General features: G+C 51.1%; 19 protein-coding genes, 1 other RNA gene and 2 pseudogenes. 7 read left to right on the top strand and 15 right to left on the bottom strand.

Annotated elements, in window-relative coordinates; genetic code table 11:
- The first annotated feature begins 8 nt into the window (after positions 1-8).
- Both J4685_RS11600 and J4685_RS11595 read left to right on the top strand, forming a co-directional pair.
- Positions 9-995 carry a glutathione S-transferase family protein gene (locus J4685_RS11600; RefSeq protein WP_000531155.1) on the top strand — a complete coding sequence of 329 codons (987 nt, stop codon included), beginning with the start codon at positions 9-11 and terminating at the stop codon, positions 993-995.
- Positions 996-1,118: 123 nt separating this feature from the next.
- Positions 1,119-1,484: a DUF805 domain-containing protein gene (locus J4685_RS11595; RefSeq protein ID WP_000384139.1), complete on the top strand. Its 366-nt coding sequence runs from the start codon at positions 1,119-1,121 to the stop codon at positions 1,482-1,484.
- A gap of 38 nt (positions 1,485-1,522) precedes the next feature.
- Here the strand turns inward: J4685_RS11595 and yhaJ are convergent, their stop codons facing one another.
- Complete coding sequence (yhaJ, locus tag J4685_RS11590) at positions 1,523-2,419, bottom strand: DNA-binding transcriptional regulator YhaJ (RefSeq protein WP_001041026.1); 897 nt, start codon at positions 2,417-2,419, stop codon at positions 1,523-1,525.
- A gap of 104 nt (positions 2,420-2,523) precedes the next feature.
- Here yhaJ and J4685_RS11585 point away from each other — a divergent pair, with 104 nt between their 5' ends.
- Positions 2,524-3,225 (top strand): pirin family protein, encoded by a 702-nt coding sequence (locus tag J4685_RS11585; protein WP_000633552.1) that lies wholly within the window; start codon positions 2,524-2,526, stop codon positions 3,223-3,225.
- Between the two features lie 23 nt (positions 3,226-3,248).
- Positions 3,249-3,405: pseudogene (locus tag J4685_RS11580) on the top strand (hypothetical protein).
- A 112-nt stretch (positions 3,406-3,517) separates the two neighbouring features.
- Here J4685_RS11580 and J4685_RS11575 read toward each other — a convergent pair.
- The 12 genes from J4685_RS11575 to garL form a co-directional block, all read right to left on the bottom strand.
- On the bottom strand, positions 3,518-4,828 hold the full coding sequence (locus J4685_RS11575) for a serine dehydratase subunit alpha family protein (protein WP_000463072.1): 1,311 nt from the start codon (positions 4,826-4,828) through the stop codon (positions 3,518-3,520).
- A 25-nt stretch (positions 4,829-4,853) separates the two neighbouring features.
- On the bottom strand, positions 4,854-6,185 hold the full coding sequence (locus J4685_RS11570) for an amino acid permease (RefSeq protein ID WP_000443176.1): 1,332 nt from the start codon (positions 6,183-6,185) through the stop codon (positions 4,854-4,856).
- Between the two features lie 314 nt (positions 6,186-6,499).
- Positions 6,500-7,864 (bottom strand): L-serine ammonia-lyase, encoded by a 1,365-nt coding sequence (tdcG, locus tag J4685_RS11565; protein ID WP_000622071.1) that lies wholly within the window; start codon positions 7,862-7,864, stop codon positions 6,500-6,502.
- A gap of 69 nt (positions 7,865-7,933) precedes the next feature.
- Complete coding sequence (pflB, locus tag J4685_RS11560) at positions 7,934-10,228, bottom strand: formate C-acetyltransferase (RefSeq protein WP_000867329.1); 2,295 nt, start codon at positions 10,226-10,228, stop codon at positions 7,934-7,936.
- 33 nt (positions 10,229-10,261) lie between these two features.
- Entirely contained in the window at positions 10,262-11,470 is a 1,209-nt protein-coding gene (gene tdcD / locus J4685_RS11555; protein ID WP_001001852.1) for a propionate kinase, read from the bottom strand.
- A gap of 66 nt (positions 11,471-11,536) precedes the next feature.
- Positions 11,537-12,868, bottom strand: coding sequence for a threonine/serine transporter TdcC (gene tdcC, locus J4685_RS11550; protein WP_000108129.1), 1,332 nt, complete (start codon positions 12,866-12,868; stop codon positions 11,537-11,539).
- Between the two features lie 20 nt (positions 12,869-12,888).
- A complete protein-coding gene (gene tdcB / locus J4685_RS11545; protein WP_000548366.1) occupies positions 12,889-13,878 on the bottom strand; it encodes a bifunctional threonine ammonia-lyase/L-serine ammonia-lyase TdcB in 990 nt (329 codons plus the stop codon).
- A 97-nt stretch (positions 13,879-13,975) separates the two neighbouring features.
- Complete coding sequence (gene tdcA, locus J4685_RS11540) at positions 13,976-14,914, bottom strand: transcriptional regulator TdcA (protein WP_016506054.1); 939 nt, start codon at positions 14,912-14,914, stop codon at positions 13,976-13,978.
- 1,052 nt (positions 14,915-15,966) lie between these two features.
- Positions 15,967-16,341, bottom strand: an RNA gene (gene rnpB, locus J4685_RS11535) — RNase P RNA component class A.
- A gap of 32 nt (positions 16,342-16,373) precedes the next feature.
- Positions 16,374-17,519 carry a glycerate 2-kinase gene (gene garK / locus J4685_RS11530; RefSeq protein WP_000706452.1) on the bottom strand — a complete coding sequence of 382 codons (1,146 nt, stop codon included), beginning with the start codon at positions 17,517-17,519 and terminating at the stop codon, positions 16,374-16,376.
- 97 nt (positions 17,520-17,616) lie between these two features.
- The gene (gene garR / locus J4685_RS11525; RefSeq protein ID WP_000178106.1) at positions 17,617-18,507 is read right to left on the bottom strand and encodes a 2-hydroxy-3-oxopropionate reductase; all 891 of its coding nucleotides are present in this window, start codon (positions 18,505-18,507) and stop codon (positions 17,617-17,619) included.
- A 25-nt stretch (positions 18,508-18,532) separates the two neighbouring features.
- Entirely contained in the window at positions 18,533-19,303 is a 771-nt protein-coding gene (gene garL, locus J4685_RS11520) for a 2-dehydro-3-deoxyglucarate aldolase (protein WP_001057712.1), read from the bottom strand.
- Positions 19,304-19,833: 530 nt separating this feature from the next.
- On the opposite strand from garL, the pseudogene garD reads away from it, so the two are divergent.
- Positions 19,834-21,401 (top strand): annotated as a pseudogene (garD, locus tag J4685_RS11515) (galactarate dehydratase).
- Positions 21,402-21,640: 239 nt separating this feature from the next.
- Here the strand turns inward: garD and J4685_RS11510 are convergent.
- Together J4685_RS11510 and J4685_RS11505 are read right to left on the bottom strand one after the other, a co-directional pair.
- Positions 21,641-22,588: a sugar kinase gene (locus J4685_RS11510; protein ID WP_001027807.1), complete on the bottom strand. Its 948-nt coding sequence runs from the start codon at positions 22,586-22,588 to the stop codon at positions 21,641-21,643.
- Between the two features lie 10 nt (positions 22,589-22,598).
- Entirely contained in the window at positions 22,599-23,432 is an 834-nt protein-coding gene (locus J4685_RS11505; RefSeq protein ID WP_001118365.1) for a DeoR/GlpR family DNA-binding transcription regulator, read from the bottom strand.
- Between the two features lie 333 nt (positions 23,433-23,765).
- Here J4685_RS11505 and J4685_RS11500 point away from each other — a divergent pair, with 333 nt between their 5' ends.
- Positions 23,766-24,620: a tagatose bisphosphate family class II aldolase gene (locus tag J4685_RS11500; RefSeq protein ID WP_000469983.1), complete on the top strand. Its 855-nt coding sequence runs from the start codon at positions 23,766-23,768 to the stop codon at positions 24,618-24,620.
- Positions 24,621-24,630: 10 nt separating this feature from the next.
- Positions 24,631-25,545, top strand: a complete 915-nt coding sequence (gene pfkB / locus J4685_RS11495; protein ID WP_011233185.1) for a 1-phosphofructokinase — start codon at positions 24,631-24,633, stop codon at positions 25,543-25,545.
- Positions 25,546-25,562 lie beyond the last annotated feature (17 nt).

Below are 25,562 nucleotides of genomic sequence, written 5' to 3'. Positions count from 1 at the left end.
AGAGAGACATGGGACAACTGATCGATGGCGTCTGGCACGATACCTGGTATGACACCAAATCTTCCGGGGGGAAATTTCAGCGTTCAGCGTCGGCTTTCCGCAACTGGCTTACCGCTGACGGCGCGCCCGGACCTTCCGGCGAAGGCGGATTCGCCGCAGAAAAAGATCGTTACCATCTGTACGTTTCCCTTGCCTGCCCCTGGGCGCATCGCACGCTCATTTTCCGTAAACTGAAAGGTCTGGAGCCGTTTATTCCGGTTTCTGTCGTGAATCCATTGATGCTGGAAAACGGCTGGACGTTTGATGATACTTTTCCGGCGGCCACCGGCGATACCCTCTATCAGCATGAATTTCTCTACCAGTTGTATCTGCACGCCGATCCACACTACAGCGGCCGCGTCACCGTGCCGGTCTTATGGGATAAAAAAAATCATACTATCGTCAGCAACGAGTCCGCCGAAATCATTCGTATGTTTAACTCCGCTTTCGATGGGCTGGGCGCTAAAGCCGGGGATTACTATCCCCACGCGCTGCAAAGCAAAATTGACGAGTTAAACGGCTGGATTTATGACAACGTTAATAACGGCGTTTATAAAGCAGGCTTCGCCACTAGCCAGCAAGCGTATGATGAAGCGGTAGAAAAGGTGTTTACTGCGCTGGCGCGCCTGGAACAGATTCTCGGACAGCACCGCTATCTGACGGGCAACCAGTTGACCGAGGCGGATATCCGCTTATGGACGACCCTGGTACGCTTTGATCCGGTTTACGTGACTCATTTCAAATGCGACAAATACCGAATCAGCGACTACCTGAATCTGTACGGTTTCCTGCGCGATATCTATCAAATACCGGGCATTGCTGAAACCGTCAATATGGACCATATTCGTCACCACTATTTCCGTAGCCATAAAACGATTAACCCCACGGGTATCATTTCTGTCGGACCGTGGCAGGATCTGCTCGAACCTCACGGGCGCGACGTGCGCTTTGGCTAATTTCAGGCGTCCTCCGGGACGCCTTATTAATAAATGCCACAAATATTTACCAGCATTTCATTCGCAGCTATTCTTAGTTTGATTACTTTAAAAACAAGTGATTGAACCATTATTGAGGCGAAAATGGATTGGTATTTAAAGGTTTTAAAAAATTATCTGGGATTTGGCGGCCGCGCGCGACGCAAAGAGTACTGGATGTTTATTCTGGTCAATATCATCTTTACCTTTGTGTTGGGCCTGCTGGACGCCATGCTTGGCTGGCAACGCGCCGGGGGTGAAGGCGTTCTGACCACCATTTACGGCGTTCTGATCTTTTTACCGTGGTGGGCCGTGCAGTTCCGTCGTCTGCATGACACTGACCGCTCCGCATGGTGGCTACTGTTGCTACTTATCCCCATTATCGGCTGGCTTATCATCATTGCGTTCAACTGCCAGAATGGTACACCGGGCGACAACCGCTTCGGCCCCGATCCGAAACGTTTTTCCTGAGGGCGGCGCGGCGCCGCTTTTAAAGCGCCGCGCGCTATTTATTTTCCGGCGAATAGCTTAGGTATTTCCCGCAGGCACCAGGCTTTTGCCTCCCCCATACTGTCGCGCCGCCAGGCCATAATAATATCGATTTCGCTGGTCGATTCCGGGCTGACTACGCGTAGCCGCCCTTCGGCAATATCCTGTTCCACCATCGAATATGGCATCGTCGCGACGCCAAGCCCGGCCAGCAGCGCCTGACGTTTATCTTCAATCGTGCTTACCGTCAGACGTGGCTGCTTATCCAGCAGTTGCACCGTTAATACCGGCCGCTCGCGCGCGGTATCCGCTACCGCTACGCCGCGGTATTTAACCCGCGTCACTTCCGAAAGCGGCTCCGGCTCCTGATGAATAGGGTGGTCAGGCGCGGCGACATACACATTCATTAACGTATACAACTTACGGGAGTTAATTTCCGACGACGATCGAAAATGCATATCCGGGGCGATAACGATATCCGCCCGTCCCTGCTCAAGCCGCTCCCATGCGCCAGCCAGTACTTCGGTAATCAATGAAAGCTGCGTATTGGCTTTAGCGGCCAGCCGGTCGATCAGCGGAAAAAAAGCAGGCGTCGGTACCAGAGCTTCAGTGACCAGCGTCAGATGCGTTTCCCAACCGCGGGCCAACGCTTCAGCATCCGTCGTTAACTTGTCTGCCGCTTCCAGCAATACCCGCCCGCGTTCCAGCAGCATACGTCCGACGTTGGTGAATTTTGTACGATGGCCGGAGCGATCGAACAGTACAACGTCCAACTCTTCTTCCAGCTTCTGCATGGTGTAACTCAGCGCGGAGGGCACCCGCCCCAACTCATCAGCCGCTGCGGCAAAACTGCCCCGGCGGTCAATGGCGTCCATCACACGCAATGCTTCAAGCGTCAGCGCTCTCTCTTTAGCCATAACGTTCTCATTCAGGAAATTTGAACATACCGGGCAGAATATCTGGCTAACAATGCAGCGTCCAGCCCCTTAACATAAAAGGAAGTAAAGAGAGGTTAATAACGATGATTACGACCCGAACCGCCAAACAATGTGGACAGGCAGACTACGGATGGCTACAGGCCCGCTATACCTTCTCCTTTGGACACTACTTCGACCCTACACTGCTGGGCTACGCGTCGTTGCGCGTACTGAACCAGGAAGTGCTGGCGCCGGGCGCCTCTTTTCAGCCTCGAACTTATCCAAAGGTGGATATTTTAAACCTGATTCTGGACGGCGAAGCGGAATACCGCGACAGCGACGGCAACCATGTACAGGCTAAAGCGGGCGAAGCGTTGCTGCTCGCCGCGCAGCCGGGCATTAGCTACAGCGAACATAATCTCAGCAAAGTTAAGCCGTTAACCCGAATGCAACTGTGGCTTGACGCCTGCCCTGAACGGGAAAACGCGCTGGTACAAAAAATCCCACTCTCGACGGCGCAACAACAGCTTCTTGCCTCGCCCGACGGTGAGCAAAACAGCTTACAACTGCGCCAACAGGTCTGGGTACATCATATTACGCTGGAGAAAGGCGAATCGCTTAACTTCCAGCTTCACGGGCCGCGCGCCTATTTGCAGTCGATTCACGGTACGTTCCACGCGATGACGCACAACGAAGAACGCGAGGCGTTAACCTGCGGAGATGGCGCATTTATTCGTGATGAACCTAACATTACGCTGGTTGCCGATACGCCGCTGCGCGCATTACTGGTAGATTTACCGGTGTAGCCAGCCAGAAAAGGAGTCGCAAGATGAGCAAAAAATCGGCGAAGAAACGTCAGCCCGTGGTAAAACCTGCCGTACAGGAGGCGATGAGTGCCGCTGGGCTATGAAGAGATGCTAACCGAACTGGAAGCCATCGTGGCGGACGCCGAAGCCCGGCTGGCAGAAGAAGAGGCCGCAGCCTGAAATCATGCCGGATGGCGGCGCAAGCGCCCGATCCGGCTGATAACGGGTAGACCCGATAAGCGCAGCGCCATCGGGCAACACGCTGCCCCGACGTCATGCCGGGGCGTTATTATTAATGCGCTTTACTGGCCATAATCTCGATGATCTGCTTGTCTGTCTGCTGCATTGAGCGACACGCCAGCGAACACAAATTCGAAATAGATTGTTCGACATTGTGCGCCACAATCCCTTCGTTTCCGGTCACCGCCGTATCATCCAACGCCATCAGTACGGCTTTCCACGCCGCCGACGCGCTGATAGAGACTTTCATCGCGCAGCTATTCGACGCGCCATCGCAAATCATCCCGCTGACATCACCAATCATACTGCTGATAGCCATTGCGATAGTGTCGTAACGACCATCTATCAGCCACGCCATACCCGCTGCCGCGCCCATCGCCGCCGTAGTTGCCGCGCACAGCGCCGACAAACGCGGAAGCTGATGGTGAATATAGATAGCGCTCAAATGCGATAACATTAGCGCGCGCGCCAGGCACTCGTCATCGGCGCCGACATGTTCAGCAACCACCATGACTGGCACCGTGGCGGTAATCCCCTGGTTGCCGGAGCCGGAGTTGCTCATCGCGGGCAACGTGGCACCGCCCATTCTGGCGTCTGACGCCGCGCTGGTACGGATCAAAATCGCCGTGGAGAGATCTTTCGCCAGCAGACCGCGATCGCACTGTTTGACCAGCGTCGAACCAATATGCAGCCCCCAGGAACCACGCAAGCCCTCCTGCGACAACGCGCCGTTTAGCCTGGCCGCATCGAGAATAAAGCGGATAGCGTCAAAGGGCACCGCATTCACAAACGCCAGGATCTCTTCCAGCGAGGTATGAGACAGCACTCCCAGTGGCGAGGTTTTTTCTTCTTCCTGCGCATTATCGGCTTGGGTAAATACCACGCCCTTGTCGGTTTCTATCCGCACAATATTTGTATGATCGCCGACGATCGTGACACATGCCCAGCTATCGCCGCTATACACTTTCGCCCGTGAAAACAGGATATCGTTACATGGCTCCTGCAACATCACTGCAACATGTCCGGCGGCCAGCATCGCTTTTGCATCGGCAACGGCTTTAGCGGAAGCGTCTTTTAACACCTCCAACCCGGCTTTCGCATCACCGCCCAACGCGCCAAGCGCCGCGGCGATCGGTAGCCCTACCATTCCCGTTCCTGGAACGGTAACGCCCATACCATTTTTCATCAGATTAGGCGAAACCCACGCGTCAATGCGTTCAACTGTGCCGTCAAGTTCAGCCGCCGCCGCCGCTGCTGCCAGCGCCAGTGAAATTGGCTCAGTACACCCCAGCGCCGGTTTTACTTCTTCCTGCACGGCCAGGATAAAACTTTGCCACAATGGATTTATTTTAGATTCAAACATAACAACAACCTTAATCTCAGGTATATCAAGAGAATGCCAGGAACGGAGAAACGCATAGCAGCAGACCGGTAATAATAATCAGGTACAACGAAGCGCCTTTATATTTGTGCAATGCGGGAACCTTGTAGACCAACCATGCCGGAATTAAACAGCCCACCATACCGAAGATAGGGCTACAAATAGAGGTGAAGCTCAGTACCGGCGCGTTGAGCACAATGGCGCTCCAGGCCAGCAAAATAGCGAAAATCATAATGCCGCGCTGTACCAGATTTTCCTTAATCTTCTCGGCGGGCATTTTGCGGCGCAGGATATTCATCACAATGCCTTGCGTCGCTTCGCGGAATCCTAAATAAACGCCAAAGAAGGCGGTCATGACGGCAAAGATGTTCAGAATTACGCTAACCACTTTGACCCAGCCAGCGCCATCGCCGCTAATAAATTGCGCGGCGATCGCCAGGGCGGAAATATTCTGCTCGTAGGCTTTCACCGCTTCGTCATGCCCCATCGCCAGGGTGAAGGAAACCGCATAGAAAAAGACGGTAACGAACAGGATGCCAAACGCGATATTCATGGCGCGCAGCGCTTTATGGCGTGCGACCTCAATAGATTTTTCGCGTGAACGGTAAGAGATCACCATTGGGCTTAACGTCTGGATAAATAAAATCGAGGTCAGCGTAAATGGCAGGGTAATAATGGCGTTTTTAATCAGCAGGGCCATCGGCGGCAGCGCGCCAATGTTATACAGATGCCACATACCCACCATAGAGACGCCCAGCGCCGCCACTACCAGTAGCTTGGTCAGCACCATGCCGGTGGAGATTTTGAACAGTAATTTTTCACCGCGTGAGGAAATCGCCACCAGGATGCAGATCAGCACCAGACCATAAAATGGACTATCGGAAAGCAATCCTTCCGTTACGCCGAAAGTATGCAGATAAGAGGCGCTGTCGTTAGTAATCGCCGTAGAATAGACGAACATCCAGATGACGAGCATTACAAAGTACAGCGCGCCTAATAAAATACCCCAGTTTTTGCCCAGATAGCCGCTGATCACGCTGGGGTAGTCTTTACATTCCGGGGATTCCGCCAGCGTATTAATAAACAGCCGCTGGAACAGGTACATGGCCGGATAACCAATAATAGAAGAGAGTAAAAAGACCCAAAGTCCCATCAGGCCAACCTGGACAGGAAGAAAAACGATCCCTGCGCCTATCGCCATCCCGATACTCATAATGACCCAGCCGGTGTCGGTACTATCAAATTTGATGGCTTCACGCCATTCGCTTTCTGTCATCCCTGCCCGACGCGCCGGGGCTGATGCGTCGAGGATTACGCTGGTATTATTAGCCGATTCCATAAAATTCTCGCTCAATGTGTAGGTAGAGGTTTTTTTATTTTTCGTGCCGCAGCAAGGCGATATGCAGAACGTGAGGTGCAGGTACTTTCTTGTAATAAGAAAATCATACGCGCACGATAAGAGAAAAACTTACCAATAAAACGCCTGCATTTCTTGTGGGTTAAGAATTATTTTCTATTTACTATTTATTTAATATTGTTATTTTCTCTATTTGACGCGTATCACAACAAAAAAGGGCGCACTTTGGTGCGCCCTTTTCTCAGCTTCTGTCTTCTGCGTTATCCCATAGCCTGCTCACTCTGCGCCTGTCGGGCCTATCCACAAACGACTTTAATCGCCAGACCGCCGCGCGACGTCTCGCGATATTTGTCGTTCATGTCTTTACCCGTTTCGTACATAGTTTCGATCACTTTATCGAGCGAAACCCGCGGCTCAGAGGTACGGCGTAGCGCCATTCGCGCCGCATTCACCGCTTTAACGGCGTTAATCGCATTACGTTCAATACAAGGGATTTGTACCTGACCCGCCACCGGGTCACAGGTGAGGCCAAGGTTATGCTCCATCGCAATTTCCGCCGCAATACAGACCTGCGCCGGGCTACCGCCCAGCAGTTCTGTCAGCCCTGCCGCCGCCATCGAACACGCGACGCCAACCTCGCCCTGACACCCCACTTCCGCGCCGGATATCGAGGCGTTCATCTTGTACAGCATGCCAATTGCCCCCGCCGACAACAGATAACGGGCGATAGAGTTGGCATTGACCGGACGACGGAATTTGTCGTAATAGGCCAGCACCGCGGGAATAATGCCGCACGCGCCGTTGGTCGGCGCGGTGACCACTCGCCCACCCGCCGCGTTCTCTTCGCTCACGGCCAGGGCGAACATGTTAATCCAGTCGATGACGTTCATCGGATCGCGGGAGAGATTATCGCTGGAGACCAGCAGACGTCGTAACGCTACCGCGCGGCGTGGAACGTTCAGCGGCCCCGGCAGCACGCCCTCAGTATTCATGCCACGTTCAATTCCGGTCGCCATCACCTGCCAGATGCGGGCAAAGCCAGCGTCAATCTGCTCTTTGCTCCGCAACGCCAGTTCATTTTGCATCATCAGGCCGGAAACCGAGAGCCCCTGTCTTTCACACAGCGTCAACAGCTCGCTGGCGGAATGAAAATCATACGGTACCGATTTTTCTACGTCGTGCGACTGACCAAAGCGTTCCTCTTCGACAATAAAGCCGCCGCCAATAGAGTAATACGTTTTGTGTAAAAGCGGCGTTTGTCCGTGCCAGGCGGTAATACGCATACCGTTTTCATGGCGCGCCAGGGTTTCAGCGTGAAAGAGAATACTGTCGGCGACGGGAAAATCCACCACATGCGCGCCACCCGCCACCGATAAACGGCTGCTGCGGGCAACCTCCTGGATAAACGCCGGAATGCTATCAATATTGACATCCTGCGGCGTATTGCCCGCAAGACCCATAATGATGGCGGTATCGGTCGCGTGGCCTTTGCCCGTCAGCGATAGCGATCCGTAAAGATCAACCGTGATGCGCGTCGTTCGCGGCAGGTCGCCGCTGTCGATCAGCCGATCGATAAAACATTTTCCTGCATTCATTGGCCCTACGGTATGGGAGCTTGAAGGTCCAATGCCAATCTTAAAAATATCAAATGCGCTAATCATATCTCCCCCTAAGATTACCGTTCAGTGAAGATCCGTCGCGGGGCGATCCACACGATCGCCCCGTTCACGTTACATCGCCTGAGTAAAGGTGCGCGAAATAACGTCCTGTTGCTGCTCACGAGTCAGCGCATTGAAGCGCACGGCATAGCCGGAAACGCGGATCGTCAGGTTCGGGTAGTTTTCCGGATGTTCAATCGCATCCAGCAACATTTCACGGTTCATGACATTGACGTTCAGATGCTGCCCGCCTTCTACCTGTGCTTCATGATGGAAATAGCCGTCCAGCAGGCCGACAAGATTGGTTTTCCGCACCGCATCTTCTTTCCCGAGCGCCGCAGGCACAATCGAGAAGGTGTACGAAATACCGTCTTTGGCGTAGGTAAACGGCAGTTTCGCCACCGACGTCAGCGAGGCTACCGCCCCTTTGCGGTCACGACCATGCATCGGGTTCGCCCCCGGCGCGAACGGCGTTCCGGCGCGGCGTCCATCCGGCGTATTGCCGGTCTTCTGCCCGTACACGACGTTCGAGGTGATGGTCAAAATGGACTGCGTCGGCACCGCATTGCGATACGTCGGCAACACGCTAATTTTTTGCATAAAGCGTTTCACCAGGTCGCAGGCGATGCTGTCCACGCGCTCATCGTTGTTGCCGTACTGCGGATACTCGCCTTCAATAGCGAAGTCGATGGCAAGGCCATTTTCGTCGCGAATCGGCTTCACCTGAGCGTACCTGATGGCGGACAGGGAATCCGCCGCCACCGACAGTCCGGCGATGCCGCACGCCATCGTCCGATACACATCACGGTCGTGCAGCGCCATCAGCGAAGCTTCATAGCTGTACTTATCGTGCATGTAGTGAATGATGTTCAGCGCGCTAATGTACTGCACCGCCAGCCAGTCCATAAAATGGTCGAGGCTCTCCATTACTGCGTCATAATCCAGCACCTCATCCGTTAACGGCGCGGTTTTCGGCCCGACCTGGATTTTCAGTTTCTCATCAACGCCGCCATTGATAGCGTACAGCAACGTTTTGGCAAGGTTGGCGCGCGCGCCGAAGAACTGCATCTGCTTACCGATGACCATCGGGCTGACGCAACAAGCGATAGCATAATCGTCGCTGTTAAAGTCGGTACGCATTAAATCGTCGTTTTCATACTGCAAAGATGAGGTCACGATGGAGACCTGCGCAGCATATTTCTTGAATGCCACCGGCAACGCTTCTGACCACAGTATGGTCAGGTTCGGCTCCGGCGCTGGCCCCATCGTGTGCAGGGTATGCAGATAACGGAAAGAGTTCTTCGTCACCAGCGTGCGGCCATCGAGCCCCATCCCGCCAATAACTTCGGTGGCCCAGATCGGATCGCCGGAAAAGAGCGAATCAAATTCCGGCGTGCGCAGGAAGCGCACCATGCGGATCTTCATGATGAAATGGTCGATCAATTCTTGCGCCTGCTGCTCTGTCAGAAGGCCCGCGTTGAAATCGCGCTCAATGTAGATATCAAGGAACGAGGCGGTTCTTCCCAGCGACATTGCACCGCCATTTTGCGATTTTATCGCCGCCAGATAAGCGAAGTAGAGCCACTGTACCGCTTCCTGCGCGTTTCGCGCCGGGCGGGAGATATCGTAGCCGTATTTCGCCGCCATCTCCTGCATTTGCAGCAGCGCGCGACGATGCTCCGCCAACTCCTCACGCAGGCGAATCGTCGCCTCAAGATTCTGTCCCCGCTCCAGATTCGACTGCAGGTCGGCGAATTGCAGCTCGCGTTCGCGCACCAGATAACGGATACCATACAGCGCGACGCGGCGATAATCGCCAATAATGCGCCCGCGACCATAACCATCCGGCAAACCGGTTAATACGCCGGATTTACGGCAGCGCAGCATATCCGGCGAGTAAACATCGAATACGCCCTGATTATGGGTTTTCCGCAGATCGGTAAAGGTATATTCAAAATCGGCGTCCATTTCGCGGCCATAAGCGTGGAATGAACTTTTAATCATGTTAACGCCGCCAAACGGATGCAAAGCGCGTTTAAGCGGCTTATCCGTTTGTAAACCGACGATTTTTTCCAGATTTTTTTCAATATACCCCGCATCGTGCGCGGTAATCGTCGTCGCGATGTTGGTATCGAAATCCACCGGCGCATGGGTCGCGTTCTCAATACGTATTCCCGCCATCACCTTTTCCCACAACGCCGTGGTCGCTGGCGTCGCGTCGGCGAGAAAAGATTCATCCCCCTCATAGGGCGTATAGTTATGCTGAATAAAATCACGGACATTAATTTCTTCTTTCCAGTCCGTACCTTTAAAATCACGCCATGCTTCGGCATACAGCATATCGCTGGTATCGATATTTACCTTCATGAAAAATAATCTCTCTACAGAACAGCCGTTAAGTTATGCAAATTCCACTGGTGCTTTCACGTTGCCTAAATGAATGGCATCAAGGGCAATCATTTTCTCTTCATTCGTGGGAATAACAGCGCAAATAACCTGAGAAGGGTTAGCGGAAATAATGCGCTCGCCGTGAGAATTCGGCTGCTTATTCATTTCAACGTCTAACGTAAGCCCCAGTACGCCCAAATGTTCAATTACCAACTGGCGAATTAATACTGAATTTTCACCAATACCGCCGGTAAAAATAATGCCATCCAACCGATGTAACGATGCCGCGTGTCCGGCAATATGACGGGCGATACGGTGGACAAATGTTTTTATCGCTAACCGGGCGCGCTCATGTCCTTCGTGCCAGGCTTTTTCCAGGACTCTAAGGTCGGATGACAAACCGGAGATGCCGAGCAAACCGGACTCTTTATTCACCACTCGCTCCAGATCGCTCAACGTCTGCCCGGTTTCTTTGGCTATCCACGCCATCGAGCCGAAATCAACGTCGCCGCTGCGAGTGCCCATCATCAGCCCCTCAAGCGGCGTCATCCCCATTGAGGTATCCACGCTCTGACCATTGCGTACGGCGCAGATAGACGCCCCATTGCCCAGATGCGCGACAATCAGACCTGAGTTTTTTTCATCGAGGTCAAGCAGTTCATACGCACGCTGCGAAACATAGCGATGCGACGTACCGTGAAAGCCGTAGCGACGCACACCCAGGCTGGAAAAATATTCCCACGGCAATCCGTATAAATAGGCTTCCGGCGCCAGCGTCTGGTGGAAACTGGTATCAAATACCGCCACCTGACACACGGCCGGGAAAAGGTGCCGCGCCGCGTCAATGCCGCTTAAATTAGCGTAATTATGCAGCGGCGCTAAAGGCGATACCCGACGAATATTATCGATAATCTCATCGGTAATAATGACGGACTGCGTAAATAGCTCTCCGCCGTGCGCGATACGGTGGCCAATTAATGCCACGCTATCCGTTAAATCACGTTTTTCCAGCTCAAAGGCAATGGCTTTTAACGCGTCCTCATAATTAGAGTGCGCGAGGTTTATCGGCTTATCGCCATTAATAGATAAAAAGGCGTTTTCAGTATTCATCCCATCTGCTATTCCCGCCATTAAAACATCACAGGTAGCGACATCCAGTACAGAGAATTTGATAGAAGATGATCCGCAATTAATGACCAGAACGACCGGAAATTCATTCATGTAGTGCCTCCGTCGATGTCAGCCTGCGTCCACGCCCTGGGGCGGAACGCAGGCTAAACGTGAGGATTAGAACAATTTGTAGACAATATTCAGGATGGTCAGCAGACCAATCAGGGTGACGAACACGTTATCCAGACGACCACGGTACTTCGCCAGCGACGGCGCTTTACGAATGGCGTACATCGGCAGCAGGCATAACAGCGAGGCGATAATCGGCGCGCCCATCGCTTCAATCAGGTCCAGAATGTTCGGGTTTGCGTAAGCTACGACCCAGGTAGACCCCATAATGAAGATCATGCTGATGGTATTAAGCTTGCCCATAGAGACTTTGGTTTTATCGCCTTTATAACCGAATTTCAGCACCAGGCCGTTCAGCCCTTCCAGCGTCCCCAGGTAGTGGCCGAAGAAAGATTTGAAAATAGCAACCAGCGCGATGATAGACGCGCCATACTCCAGCACCGTTGCAAAAGTGGATTTTGTCCCCGACAAAGAGGCGAAATGGTTGGCCAGGTAGGAAAGTACCGGAATGTTCTGCGCTTTCGCATCCGCCATGTTCTGCGGGGAGAGCGTAAACAGACAGCTAAAGGCGAAGAACATCACCACGGCGACCATCAGCATACTGGCGCGCGAGATGATCTGTGAACATTTACGCTCGGTAAATTCGCGGCCAAACTCTTTCTCATACTCTTCACGCTTAGACACCACGAAGGAAGAGACGATGGGCGAAAAGTTAAAGGAGAACACCATAATAGAGATGCCCAGCCACACCGTAACCAGTATGCCATCGTGCCCGGTCAGCGCGATATTACTGAGATCAACCTGATCGATAACCGCCGAGTTCCAGTAAGGAATCAGCGATAATGAGATTAGCACCAGACTGGCGATAAACGGCCATACCAGGTAACTCATCACCTTAACCATCAGATCTTTACCAAACCAGATCACAAAGGCCATCAGCAGCAGCAAGAACAGCGCCACGAAACCGCGATTCAACGCTGGCATCTGCAACTGGTTTTCCCAAAACGTCATGAACGTGTTAGTAATGGTGACGCCATAAATCCACAGCAGCGGACAAATCGCAAAGAAGTAAAGGAACGTGATAACTACCCCGCCCGTTTTACCAAAGTGCTCTTCGACCGTTTCCGTAATATTGCCGGACGGATTAGACCCGGATAAACACAGACGCGCCAGCGCCCGGTGACAATAGAACGCAATGGGATAAGCTAAAACCAGCATCAGCAGAATGGGGATAAGCCCGCCAAACCCGGCGCGGATAGGGAAGAACAGCACCCCGGCGCCGATGGCGGTACCAAATAAACCCAGCGTCCACGTCGTGTCCGATTTACGCCATGACGACTGTTTTGCCTGGCTGGATACAATGCTATCAGTAGTACTCATATCCTATCCTCACGAAAAGATTAAGCGTCAACTAAACCCGTAATTTGTGATACACGAGAAAGATCGATATTGCCGCCAGAAATAATACTGACCGTTTTTCTGTTCTGAATATGGCTATCTAATTTCCCGCTTAATAGTGCGGCGCAGGCCAGTGCGCCAGCGCCTTCAGTAATAACCTTATTGCGCTGAATTAAAGCGATCATGCTGTTACGAATTTCATCTTCGCTAACCAGAACAATGTCATCGACTAATTCACGAACAATTTCATAGGTTAAATTACCCGGGCGGGAGACATCACAACCATCCGCCAGGGTGCCGGTCGTTCGGTGCGCGGTTATTTCGCCAGCGTAATAAGACGCCGCCATACCGTGAACATTTTCGGCCTGTACGCCGATAACTTTAATGGTCGGGTTAATCGATTTAATCGCAATGGCAATACCTGCAATTAAACCGCCGCCGCCAATAGGCACGATGACATTATCGACATCGTACAGATCTTCCATAATTTCCAGACCAATAGTACCCTGCCCGGCAATGACTTTTGGATCGTCGTAAGGCGGAATAAAAATGCGGCCTTCGGTTTCGACAATTTCACTCACCTTAGCAATGGTGTCATTGAAGTTGTCACCGTGGAGCACCACTTCCGCCGAATAATCACAGGTGGCCGCCACTTTTGACTTTGGCGCGCCCTTCGGCATCACGACTTTGCCGTCAATACCCAGCATTGCGCAAGAAAGAGAAACGCCCTGTGCATGATTACCTGCGGAACAGGCCACGACGCCTTTACGTTTTTCCGCCTCCGTTAACGAGCTAAGTTTGTTAAAAGCGCCACGAATTTTAAATGAACCCGTACGCTGCATATTTTCAAACTTGAGAAATATTTCGCCTTTGCAACGTTCACTAAAATAGTTAGAGCGAGGCATTCCCGTTTTATATATCTTCCCCGCCAGTCTTTTTTTCGCTTCGAGGATATCTTCAATTGCAACCGGGAGATCGTATGTAATGTGCATTATAACCTCTTAACCTGGGTATTAAAAATAAGTTACCGTTGCCCACTGTTCAAAAGAAACAGGTGGCGTCAATTTCGCTAAATATGTTTATTCCATATCATTCAATTTCTATTAACTGCCTGCGTCTGCATCCATTATATGATGAATATTGCTTAGCCAATTCTACTAATACTGAAGCGGCTTTTTTGATACGATAATTTTTAGACCATACCGCCGCATAACGTGCGACGGGTAATGTGTCTTTGATTGGTATCGTGATAAATTGATTAGAGTCAAAAGGCGTGGTCATATCGCAGGGAATAACAGTTAAGAAATCAGCATTGAGAACAAGATTATATATTGTGACAACGGAATCTGTTTTAACAATGTTTTCGATGCTGATGCCATTTCGTTGTAGAGTGGTGAGTAATTCGCTGTAGTAGCCCATATTCGTTTGCGGCAACACCCACTGTTCGTCCTTTAACGATTCCAGTGTGATGGTGCCGGTGCATGTCCGGGACGGACTGGCTACCAGGACAAACTCTGATTCAAACAGCGGCTCGACATGCAGATCCTGTAGCTGCATTTCATTACTGAGCGTACCGATAGCAAAGTCCAGCCGCCCGTCGCGCAGGGCCGGCAGGAATGAAGAGAGCTGGGCTTCGTACATGGATACCTGCGCTTTTGGAAATACCTCTTTGAACTTATGAATCATATCGGACATGAAGGTAAAGCCAATCAGCGAAGGAAAACCAAACGAGACGTCGACAACGGTATTGCACGTCATACTGTTCATCTCGTTGATCATGTTTTTCATTTCGCGGGTGATAGATTCAGACCAGGAAAGCAGTACCTGTCCCGCTTCGGTCAACGTAACGCCGGTATTTTTGCGTACAATTAGCTCAACGCCAAAATAGGCCTCAACATCGCTAATGATTTTACTGACGGCGGGTTGGGTTAACCCTAACGATTTTGCGGCAGAACTGATAGAACCACTTCTAATGACTTCCTGAAAGACCACCAAATGCTGTGTTTTAGGGAGAACAAGAGTATTCATATCTACCGCTCTGAAATAACATTGTGAACGGCAGGAAGTGTAGCAAATTAAATCTTAAAGGTTATGTGAGACCACTCACAAATTAACTTACCGCAATTTTTACATGGTCTTTATTAAATAAAGAAAACCTATTACTTCAATGATTTACAAAAACAAGACAGTAACTTAGCCTGATTTCAATCAAAAAAAATGGTCGGGATAACGATATATTATGGCGATAACCAGCCTATTTTATCTCCTATTTTCGACATCCCATGAAGACGATATTTCAATCAATTACGGGACATTTTATCGACAATTCCAGCGTTAAATTTAAAACGTAATTTCTCAAATTTAAGTATAAACCGAAGGTAAATGCGCTTAAAAACCGTTACGCGTCACATTTTTTTACCTTATTTGTTTGTAAAGAAACATTTAATAAAATTTTAACCAAAATATTTCATACATTTAATTTTCATTTACAACAAATAATTTACACCGTTTTCTTGCTGTTTTTCAGGATGTAATTTTGTGAAAGAAATCGATTGCTTTTTCACTTCAACTAAAAAGAGCGCAATCCATAGCGTTTTGTGCTTCTCATCACAAAAACGAATAATATTATGTCACCACGGCTGTCAATTAATTGCCGGATGGTGACACTGGCGTCTTCTGCAACCTCTATACCCTTCACCGGCCTGATAAGCAAAAACCCGCCGAAGCGGATTTTATGAAGAGGTGAAACTGACCGATAAGCCGCTTTCTTTCGGGTATAGCGTCGTGGACAGTCATTCATCCTGCCGCCCTGTAAAAGCAAAAACCCGCCAGCTTACACTGACGGGGTTTATGAAGAGGTGAAACTGACCGATAAGCCGCTTTCTTTTGGGTATAGCGTCGTGGACAGTCATTCATCCTGCCGCCCTGTAAAAGCAAAAACCCGCCAGCTTACACTGACGGGTTTTATGAAGAGGTGAAACTGACCGATAAGCCGCTTTCTTTTGGGTATAGCGTCGTGGACAGTCATTCATCCTGCCACCCTGTAAAAGCAAAAACCCGCCGAAGCGGGTTTTATGAAGAAGTGAAACTGACCGATAAGCCGGGTTCTGTCGTGGACAGTCATTCATCTAGGCCAGCAATCGCTCACTGGCTCAAGCAGCCTACCCGGGTTCAGTACGGGCCGTACCTTATGAACCCCTATTTGGCCTTGCTCCGGGTGGAGTTTACCGTGCCACGGACTGTTACCAGCCGCGCGGTGCGCTCTTACCGCACCCTTTCACCCTTACCTGATCCCACTTACGTGGGCCATCGGCGGTTTGCTCTCTGTTGCACTGGTCGTGGGTTTCCCCCCCAGGCGTTACCTGGCACCCTGCCCTATGGAGCCCGGACTTTCCTCCCCTCCGCCCGTCTCCCCGAAAGGACGACGACGAAGCGGCGACTGTCTGGTCAGCTTCGGCGCGCAGTATAGAGGGTTCGCGCGACTTTGTCACCCTGCGCTGCGCATTCCTATCGCCAGAGCGGCAGCAACATTTCTGGATGCCCGATAAATATTGTCAAAAGCGCCCCGAAAAGCCTCCTCCAGCGTCACGATGCGCGTGAGTACGCTAAAGACAGCGTCGATGCCATAATGATGTACTATCCCTACATCGTGCGTCAGGCTGCCGGCAATGCCAATCACTGGCTTATGATATTTTTTCGCCACATTCGCGACGCCAATCGGCACTTTACCGCGAATACTTTGGCTATCAATCCGCCCTTCTCCCGTCACCACCAGCGTACAGTCGTGGATATGCTCCTCCAGGTTCAGTGCCGCCGTGACAATTTCGATCCCGCTGCGTAATTCCGCACCGAGAAAAGCCATTAACGCCGCCCCCATACCGCCTGCAGCGCCTGCGCCGGGCGCCGCCTTTACGTCGACATTCAGCGATTTTTTTATGATGTCGGCATAGTGAGCAAGATTCCTGTCCAGCTCAACAATATTCTCTTCGGTCGCGCCTTTCTGCGGCCCAAAAATTCGTGATGCGCCATTGTCGCCGATAAGAGGATTGGAGACATCGCAAGCGACACGAATAGCGCAGAGTTTTAAACGGGGATCGAGCTCTGAAATATCAATGTCGCTTAGACAATGAAGGCTTCCGCCGCCGTAACCGATATCCGCGCCGTTTGCATCGCGCAGTTTTGCGCCCAGCGCCTGCATCATCCCCGCGCCGCCGTCATTTGTCGCGCTGCCGCCAATGCCGATAATGATATTGCTTGCGCCGCTTTCCAGCGCCTGTAATATCAGCTCCCCCGTTCCCCGCGAGGTAGTAATCAAAGGGTTGCGTTTTTCTGGCGGAACCAGTGCCAGTCCGCTGGCCGCCGCCATTTCAATAAACGCGGTTTTACCATCCCCGGACATTCCCCAGCAGGCTTTCACTTTTTCACCCAACGGCCCGGTCACCCATGCGGCGCATTCAACGCCCTGCGTCGCGGCAATCATGGCTTCGACCGTTCCTTCGCCGCCATCGGCAACCGGAACAGAGACATATTGCGCATCGGGGAAAATTTCCCGAAATCCTTTTTCTATCGCCTGCGCTACCTCGGCGGCAGAAAGGCTTTCTTTATAGGAGTCGGGGGCAATTACGATTTTCATAGTGGTAGCCTGTTACTGCACAACGCCGGATGGCGTTTCACTTATCCAGCCTGAAATTCAGGCCCGGATCGCTACACGCCATCCGGGCACAACGTCGTTAGCGAGTGACTTCCACTTTCGCCAGTTTTTCGTAGTAGCACGCCAGCGCGCTATGGTCGTCATTACCGTGTCCATCCGCGCGTAACGCCTGCATCATTTCCATAACGGCGGCGGTCAGCGGGAGCTGCGCGCCAACGCCGTGGGAGGTATCCAGCGCATTCGCCAGATCTTTAATGTGCAGATCGATACGGAAACCTGGCTTAAAGTTTCTGTCCATGACCATCGGCGCTTTCGCATCCAGTACCGTGCTGCCAGCCAGACCGCCGCGAATCGCCTGATAGACCAGATCCGGGTTGACGCCCGCTTTAGTCGCCAGCGTCAGCGCTTCAGACATGGCGGCGATATTCAACGCCACGATCACCTGGTTAGCCAGTTTTGTGACGTTGCCTGCGCCGATATCGCCGGTATGCACCACTGAACCCGCCATCGCTTTCATCAGGTCGTAGTACTTGTCGAAAATGGCTTTATCGCCCCCCACCATCACCGACAGCGTGCCATCAATCGCCTTCGGCTCGCCGCCGCTGACCGGCGCATCCAACATCTCAACGCCCTTCGCCTTCAGCGCATCGCTGATTTCACGGCTTGCCAGCGGCGCGATAGAACTCATATCAATCAATACGGTTCCCGGCTTCGCGCCTTCGATGATACCGTTCTCGCCCAGCGCAACCTCTTTCACATGCGGAGAGTTAGGCAGCATCGTGATGATAACGTCACACTGTTCAGCGATCGCCTTCGCCGTAGAGGCCGTTTCCGCGCCTGCGGCAATGACGTCGGCAATCGCTTCAGGATTACGATCGGACACCACCAGCGAATACCCTGCTTTCAGTAAGTTTTTGCTCATGGGCTTACCCATGATGCCTAAGCCAATAAAGCCAACTTTCATCGTCATAGCGTTCTCTCTTTCCATACCAGGATTATTTTTTAAAGGTGTCGGCAAGCTTCTGCGTGCTGGCACGGAATGCGCCTAAATCGCTGCCAACGGCGACAAAGGTCGCGCCCCATTCCAGATAACGGCGGGCATCCGCCTCTACCGGCGCCAGAATGCCGCACGGTTTACCGTGCGCTTTAGCGCGGGCGAAAATATGTTGAATCGTCTGCTGCACGTCAGGGTGAGAAGCATTGCCGAGATGACCCAGCGCGGCGGCCAGATCGCTGGGGCCGACAAAAATGCCATCAACGCCTTCCGTTGCGGCGATGGCATCAACATTGTCGACACCCAACTGGCTTTCGATTTGAACAATAATGGTGATGTTTTTGTTCGACTGCGCAAAGTAATCAGGCACCGTACCGAACATATTCGCGCGGTGAGAAACGGAGACGCCGCGAATGCCTTCCGGCGGGTAGCGCGTCGAGGCGACGGCGCGAGCCGCTTCCTCTTGCGTTTCAACAAAGGGGATCAGGAAGTTATAAAACCCAATATCCAGCATCCGTTTGATAATGACCGGTTCATTGGTTGGCACACGTACCACAGGCGCGCTGGCGCTGCCTTTTAAGGCCATCAATTGCGGGATCAAGGTGCTCACGTCATTCGGCGCGTGTTCGCCATCCAGCACCAGCCAGTCAAATCCCGCCAGACCAAGAACTTCGGTGGTGATTGGGCTTGCCAGTGCAGACCAGCAGCCAATCTGCACCTGTTGCGCCGCCAGCGCCGCTTTAAACTTATTCGGGAAAATAGCGTTATTCATCGCTTATACCTTCGCTTATTTCTTTAATTCTCTACATGTGATGCCGCCACCATGACTTATAGCAACGACAATAAAAATGCTTATTTGAAATCAGAATGGGTCTCCGCATTCTATTTCTAATGTGGTACACATCCTGTAGCACAATATACCGTTCTGATATCTTTATCGTCTTTTATTATTATCATGATATTTTCAAATAACTCGTCAGATACACTGAATTCGCCATTCAGTATAAACAGCCTATGTCGGATAATCATTGTGCAAACGCTCATTAAAAAGGGTTTATTTAACGCTTATTTTTGAGCATACGCCCATGATACTGGGCGCTAATGCACACATTTACGCTTTGCCTGCCCTACATAAAAAATTTCATAATTTGCGGTGATCTGGATCACGTTCTTATATCTATACTCCTGTCATTCTTATTTCATTATGCATGAACTTTATTTCTTATATTGAGATTTAACGATTTAACCATAACCAAAATAGATAATCCTATTTCTATCATCCAGGCTGGAGAATGTTGAACAATGGCCAATATCGAAATTCGCCAGGAATCGCCATCGGCGTTTTATATAAAAGTACATGAAACCGATAATGTCGCAATTATTGTTAATGACCACGGCCTTAAAGCCGGAACACGTTTTCCGGATGGCCTGGAACTGACTGAACATATTCCGCAAGGCCATAAAGTCGCTCTGACGGATATCCCCGCTGACGGCGAAATCATCCGTTATGGCGAAGTCATCGGTTATGCGGTACGCAACATCCCGCGCGGAAGCTGGATCGACGAGTCGCTGGTTGAACTGCCAAAAGCGCCGCCGCTGAATACGCTACCGCTGGCGACCAAAGTACCGGAACCGCTGCCGCCGCTGGAAGGCTACACGTTTGAGGGCTATCGTAACGCCGATGGCAGCGTCGGAAAAATCTGCTTGGCATTACCACCAGCGTGCACTGTGTGGCGGGCGTGGTCGATTATGTGGTGAAAGTGATTGAGCGCGATCTCCTGCCCAAATACCCGAATGTCGATGGCGTTGTAGGGCTAAACCATCTGTACGGCTGCGGCGTGGCAATCAACGCGCCGGCGGCGGTCGTGCCGATTCGCACAATTCATAATATCGCGCTCAACCCCAATTTTGGCGGCGAAGTGATGGTGATTGGCCTCGGTTGCGAAAAACTGCAGCCGGAACGACTGCTGGAAGGCACCGAGGATGTCCCCGCCATCGCCGTTGAAAGCGCCAGTATTGTGCGTTTACAGGACGAGCAGCATGTCGGCTTTAAATCAATGGTCGACGATATTTTGCGGGTCGCCGAACGCCATCTGACGAAACTGAACCAGCGCCAGCGCGAAACCTGCCCGGCCTCCGAGCTGGTCGTCGGGATGCAATGCGGCGGCAGCGATGCGTTTTCTGGCGTCACGGCAAACCCGGCGGTGGGTTATGCTTCCGATCTGCTGGTACGCTGCGGCGCGACCGTCATGTTCTCGGAGGTCACCGAAGTGCGCGATGCCATTCATCTTCTGACGCCGCGCGCCATCAACGAAGCCGTGGGTAAACGCCTACTGGATGAAATGGCCTGGTACGATAACTACCTTGATATGGGGAAAACCGATCGCAGCGCTAACCCGTCCCCCGGCAACAAAAAAGGCGGCCTGGCGAACGTCGTGGAAAAAGCGCTGGGCTCTATCGCTAAATCGGGTAAGAGCGCCATTGTCGAAGTATTGTCGCCGGGCCAGCGCCCCACCAAACGCGGCCTGATTTACGCCGCGACGCCCGCCAGCGATTTCGTCTGCGGCACGCAGCAGGTCGCTTCCGGCATTACCGTACAGGTCTTTACCACCGGACGCGGCACGCCGTACGGGCTGATGGCGGTGCCGGTCATTAAAATGGCGACGCGTACCGAGCTGGCGAACCGCTGGTATGACTTAATGGATATCAATGCAGGCACCATCGCCACGGGTGAAGAGACAATCGAAGATGTGGGCTGGAAGCTATTTCACTTTATTCTCGATGTCGCCAGCGGCCGGAAAAAGACTTTCTCAGATCAATGGGGATTGCATAACCAGCTGGCAGTGTTTAACCCCGCACCTGTGACCTGATCTATTCTGGAAAGCGCCTCGCAAAACATGGCTTAAGGGCCATGTTTTCATATGTTTGATAAACTGCGCCATGTTCATACCGGATATGGCAAAAACACCTAACCCACCATAAAACCATTCAAATTCAATAAATTGAAATTCTATGCCAGGCGCAACCTTACGTTTCTCACTAATTTGAGTCGCAGCACATGCAATTTGAGGTATGTCGAATATAACGACAGCCTATTAATCACCTTTACTTAATTCTGCTGCCTCATCAATTCTTTAATTTGTGCCAGCGTGGACGTGCCTTCCATCGGCCCACGCGCAGAGATAGCCAGCGATCCTGCGGCATTAGCATGGGCTAAAGCATCGGGTACGGAATATCCCGCAAGAAACAGGCTGACAAAGGTTGCGCCAAAGCAATCGCCAGCGCCTGTAGGATCAACCACCTTCACCGGATACCCAGCCACATGATGTTGTTCGTCTTTTGAATAGTAACTGGCTCCACGGGCGCCACGTTTAATGATGACATGGGCAATTCCACGCTTGTGAAGCCTTGCGACAATTTTCTCTTCATCGCGGGATTTGCTCAGGCCGAAATAATCCAGTTCGCCATCGCTTGGCAGGAAGAAATCCGTGTAATCAAGAATATATTCAAAGGCCTGCGACATTTCGCGGATCTTTAGCATCTCTTTACGGATATTAGGATCGAAAGAAATTGTGCCACCATTTTCTTTTACAATGCTAATCGCCTTGCGTACGGCATCGATCAAACGAAAGGAAAATAATGACGATCCCATAATATGAAAGTGGCGATATTGCCTGAGTAATGTTTCATCAAGGTGGTCGGCACTCAGCAAACCGCACGCACTGTCCGGCATGTTGAAAATAAAATCTCGCTGGGCCTGGCTTCGGTAGCTGACAAAAGCACTACCTGTTGTGGCGTTCGGCAGTACGGAAATTCCCTGTACATTTACGCCATCGCGCGACAATCGGGTAATATTCATAACGCCAAAGGCATCGTTGCCAACACAGCTAAACAACAATGAACGAAAACCAAGTTTAGCAACCTGATCGGCAAATATGGCAGGCGCCCCACTGGGATACGGCCCCCAAAATTCCCCCGGTGAGGAAAATCCCTGGTTCTCTTTTTTTGCCAGAAACTCGACGAGCAATTCACCCAATGTTGCGATTGTTATGTTCATGCGTTGTCCTTCATCTTGCCTGATGCAGGGTCGGTTTTATCCAGGTCAGACATTCGTTATTGGTATAGCTGTTGGTTAAGCCGTCGGCCAGAAACCGTGAGTGGTACTCAGCGGCGACAATCTGTGGCGTAATAATCGCGCTCAGCGTATTCAGTTTTCCTACCGGATAACGCGCTATATCATGAATCGGACGCTGCGCCACCACGGCAATACTCTGTCCACTAAGGCGCAGGCATTCACTTAGCAAAGCAGCTGCACTTTCGTTTTTCACGTTGAGCGTGCCATCCTCGCTGATATGGTCCACCATCACCAGACAACATGACGGTTGAAATTGTTGCAAAGATTGGATGGCGATTTCGCCCCCCAGCGCCTGACCACTGCGCCCCAGTACACCGCCCAACAACACAATTTCACCATCGATATAATCACGGGCCGGTGCAACATGGCTAAGATCGTTGATGATAAGGCACAGATCCCGATAATCGCCCAGGAAAGGAAGCGCTTTACGCAACACCTCTCCGGCCCCCAGAAACACGGTATCGTCGTCGCAGACCAGACGGGCAACTTGCTTAGCCAGTTCAAGCTCGACGCTATGCTCTAACGCCTGCGACTGCACCACTTCATGGCTTACCGCTGCTCTGACGGGTTGGGCCGTGTAAATCGCTCCGCCAAAGGAGCGTTTCAGATAGCCTTGCTGCTCCAGGTAATTGAGATCATTACGGATCGTTACCCCTGAAACCGATAACATTTCAGCCAAATCGTCTACTTTTATTTCGCCGTTTTTACGGACGATTTCGGCAATGTCCAGACGCCTTTTCAACAGGCTGGTAGATGGTTTTGCCACAACATACCCTTTTTTTCCGCTTCGTCGGGAAGTTATCCCGTGCTTTAACTTTCATTTTTAAACTTCTGACAGGGGATGTCAATTTTGCACCACGTCACCGAATGCTCAATGGGAAACATCACAATAAAATCAATCAATTATAGAATTTTCACATCCCCTATTTACTTACAAAACAAAATTTAAATCCACATATTTGCTTTCATTTAAGAAAAATTATCCTGATTTTGTGTTGATGATCACAATCATGTGTGGCAATGATCGTTACATTACTTTCAAAACGAAGGTTATTTTTATTTTGTACTTTAATTTCGAAAGTTATAAACGGAGACCACTATGTTCATTATTTCCAGTAAAAATATGCTCCAGAAGGCCCAGCATGCAGGCTATGCCGTGCCAGCCTTTAACATCCATAACCTGGAAACCTTGCAGGTGGTGGTAGAAACCGCCGCAGAAATGCGCTCACCGCTGATCGTTGCCGGAACACCAGGCACGTTTAGCTATGCCGGAATGGGTAACATTGTGGCGATCGCGGGCGATCTGGCTCGTGAATACAATCTGCCACTGGCCATTCATCTGGATCATCATGAATCGTTAGCCGATATTGAAAGCAAAGTTATGGCAGGGATCCGTTCAGTCATGATCGATGGTTCCCACTTTCCCTTTGAAGAGAATGTGGCGCTGGTGAAAAGCGTGGTCGATTTTTGCCATCGCTACGACACCAGCGTGGAGGCAGAACTGGGCCGCCTTGGTGGGATCGAAGATGATTTAGTGGTAGACAGCAAAGATGCCCTTTACACCAATCCACAGCAAGCACGTGAGTTTGTGGCGCGCACCGGCATTGATTCGCTGGCGGTTGCTATCGGCACGGCACACTGCATGTATGCTGCTGAACCTAAACTTGATTTTGAGCGACTGGCAGAAATACGCGCTCTGGTGGATATCCCTCTGGTATTGCATGGGGCATCTGGTTTGCCGGAAAGCGATATTCGCCAGGCCATCAGCCTTGGGGTATGCAAAGTCAATGTCGCCACCGAACTGAAAATCGCCTTCTCCGACGCCTTAAAAGAGTATTTCCTACAAAACCCGAAAGCCAATGATCCCCGCCACTATATGCAACCAGCAAAACAGGCGATGAAAGAGGTGGTACGCAAAGTAATCCATGTTTGCGGCTGTGAAGGGCAACTGTGAGGAATCGCCTGTGATCTACACGCTAACACTTAATAGCGCGATTGATATGAATATATTTAGCGATCCTTTACAGCCAAATATTGTCAATCGCACTCACCACACCGAGTTTTGCCCAAATGGTAAAGGAGTAAATGTTGCGCTGGTTCTGGATCACTTTCAAATACCTGCGCATATATTAGGCATTTTTGGTGGTTTCACCGGGCATTATATTGTAGAAAGCCTGCGTACCAAAAAAATGCCAGTCACACCAGCATGGGTAGAAGAACCCACGCGGATTAATATTTTCATTCATGACGGGCAGCAGGAATATAAACTGGTCAACCCTGGCTCATATATTCCAGATGAATGTAAACAACAAATCATCACGATTATATCGCAACTGCCCGATGCAGAATATCTGGTGATAAGCGGCAGCCTGCCACAAGGTATTGAAAGCCGCTTTTACGCAGAAATTATGCATATTTGTCAGCAAAAAAATATCGGCGTAATTTTAGATATTAGTCATCCGTCATTACGTCAGTTACTGGAGTTCAAACCGTTATTAATTAAACCAAATGATGAAGAGGTTAAAGCAATATTCGGTTTAACTGTCTCTGACGACAATGATGCGAAAAATGCTCTAACCACTTTACATGCACTTGGTGCACAAAATGTTCTGCTAACCCTTGGCGCTAAAGGAATGTATTTCTCCAATGGGATTGATTACTGGTTTTGTAGCGCGCCAACGGTTGATTTGGTGAGCTCCGCCTGTGCAGGCGATGCTGCACTGGCCGCCTTTCTCAGCCAGTGGTTATCTACAGGAGAAGTGGAATATGCCTTATCTCTTGCCAGTGCAACAGGAGCTGATGTCGCAAGTTCTGCCGGACTAGGCCAACTTGCGGCAATAGAAACCTTACTTTCGCAAATCCACGTCAGAAAGCTGTAGGTTAAATTACAATATAA

It is taken from the genome of Salmonella sp. 32100201201700099SM, assembly GCF_017572645.1.
In the GTDB taxonomy this organism is placed as follows: Bacteria; Pseudomonadota; Gammaproteobacteria; order Enterobacterales; family Enterobacteriaceae; genus Salmonella; species Salmonella enterica.
Note: the sequence above shows the minus strand (reverse complement) of the source record. Positions and strands in the feature narration are given on the sequence as shown.

Excerpts from the sequence above, each read along its gene's own strand:
- garR (WP_000178106.1), bottom strand. The coding sequence starts at position 18,507 with ATGACGATGAAAGTTGGCTTTATTGGCTTAGGCATCATGGGTAAGCCC.
- J4685_RS11510 (WP_001027807.1), bottom strand. The coding sequence starts at position 22,588 with ATGAACATAACAATCGCAACATTGGGTGAATTGCTCGTCGAGTTTCTG.
- J4685_RS11595 (WP_000384139.1), top strand. The coding sequence starts at position 1,119 with ATGGATTGGTATTTAAAGGTTTTAAAAAATTATCTGGGATTTGGCGGC.
- garK (WP_000706452.1), bottom strand. The coding sequence starts at position 17,519 with ATGAAAATCGTAATTGCCCCCGACTCCTATAAAGAAAGCCTTTCTGCC.
- tdcC (WP_000108129.1), bottom strand. The coding sequence starts at position 12,868 with ATGAGTACTACTGATAGCATTGTATCCAGCCAGGCAAAACAGTCGTCA.
- J4685_RS11500 (WP_000469983.1), top strand. The coding sequence starts at position 23,766 with ATGTTCATTATTTCCAGTAAAAATATGCTCCAGAAGGCCCAGCATGCA.
- J4685_RS11585 (WP_000633552.1), top strand. The coding sequence starts at position 2,524 with ATGATTACGACCCGAACCGCCAAACAATGTGGACAGGCAGACTACGGA.
- tdcG (WP_000622071.1), bottom strand. The coding sequence starts at position 7,864 with ATGATTAGCGCATTTGATATTTTTAAGATTGGCATTGGACCTTCAAGC.
- yhaJ (WP_001041026.1), bottom strand. The coding sequence starts at position 2,419 with ATGGCTAAAGAGAGAGCGCTGACGCTTGAAGCATTGCGTGTGATGGAC.
- pflB (WP_000867329.1), bottom strand. The coding sequence starts at position 10,228 with ATGAAGGTAAATATCGATACCAGCGATATGCTGTATGCCGAAGCATGG.
- garL (WP_001057712.1), bottom strand. The coding sequence starts at position 19,303 with ATGAATAACGCTATTTTCCCGAATAAGTTTAAAGCGGCGCTGGCGGCG.
- tdcA (WP_016506054.1), bottom strand. The coding sequence starts at position 14,914 with ATGAATACTCTTGTTCTCCCTAAAACACAGCATTTGGTGGTCTTTCAG.
- tdcD (WP_001001852.1), bottom strand. The coding sequence starts at position 11,470 with ATGAATGAATTTCCGGTCGTTCTGGTCATTAATTGCGGATCATCTTCT.
- tdcB (WP_000548366.1), bottom strand. The coding sequence starts at position 13,878 with ATGCACATTACATACGATCTCCCGGTTGCAATTGAAGATATCCTCGAA.
- J4685_RS11570 (WP_000443176.1), bottom strand. The coding sequence starts at position 6,185 with ATGGAATCGGCTAATAATACCAGCGTAATCCTCGACGCATCAGCCCCG.
- J4685_RS11600 (WP_000531155.1), top strand. The coding sequence starts at position 9 with ATGGGACAACTGATCGATGGCGTCTGGCACGATACCTGGTATGACACC.
- J4685_RS11575 (WP_000463072.1), bottom strand. The coding sequence starts at position 4,828 with ATGTTTGAATCTAAAATAAATCCATTGTGGCAAAGTTTTATCCTGGCC.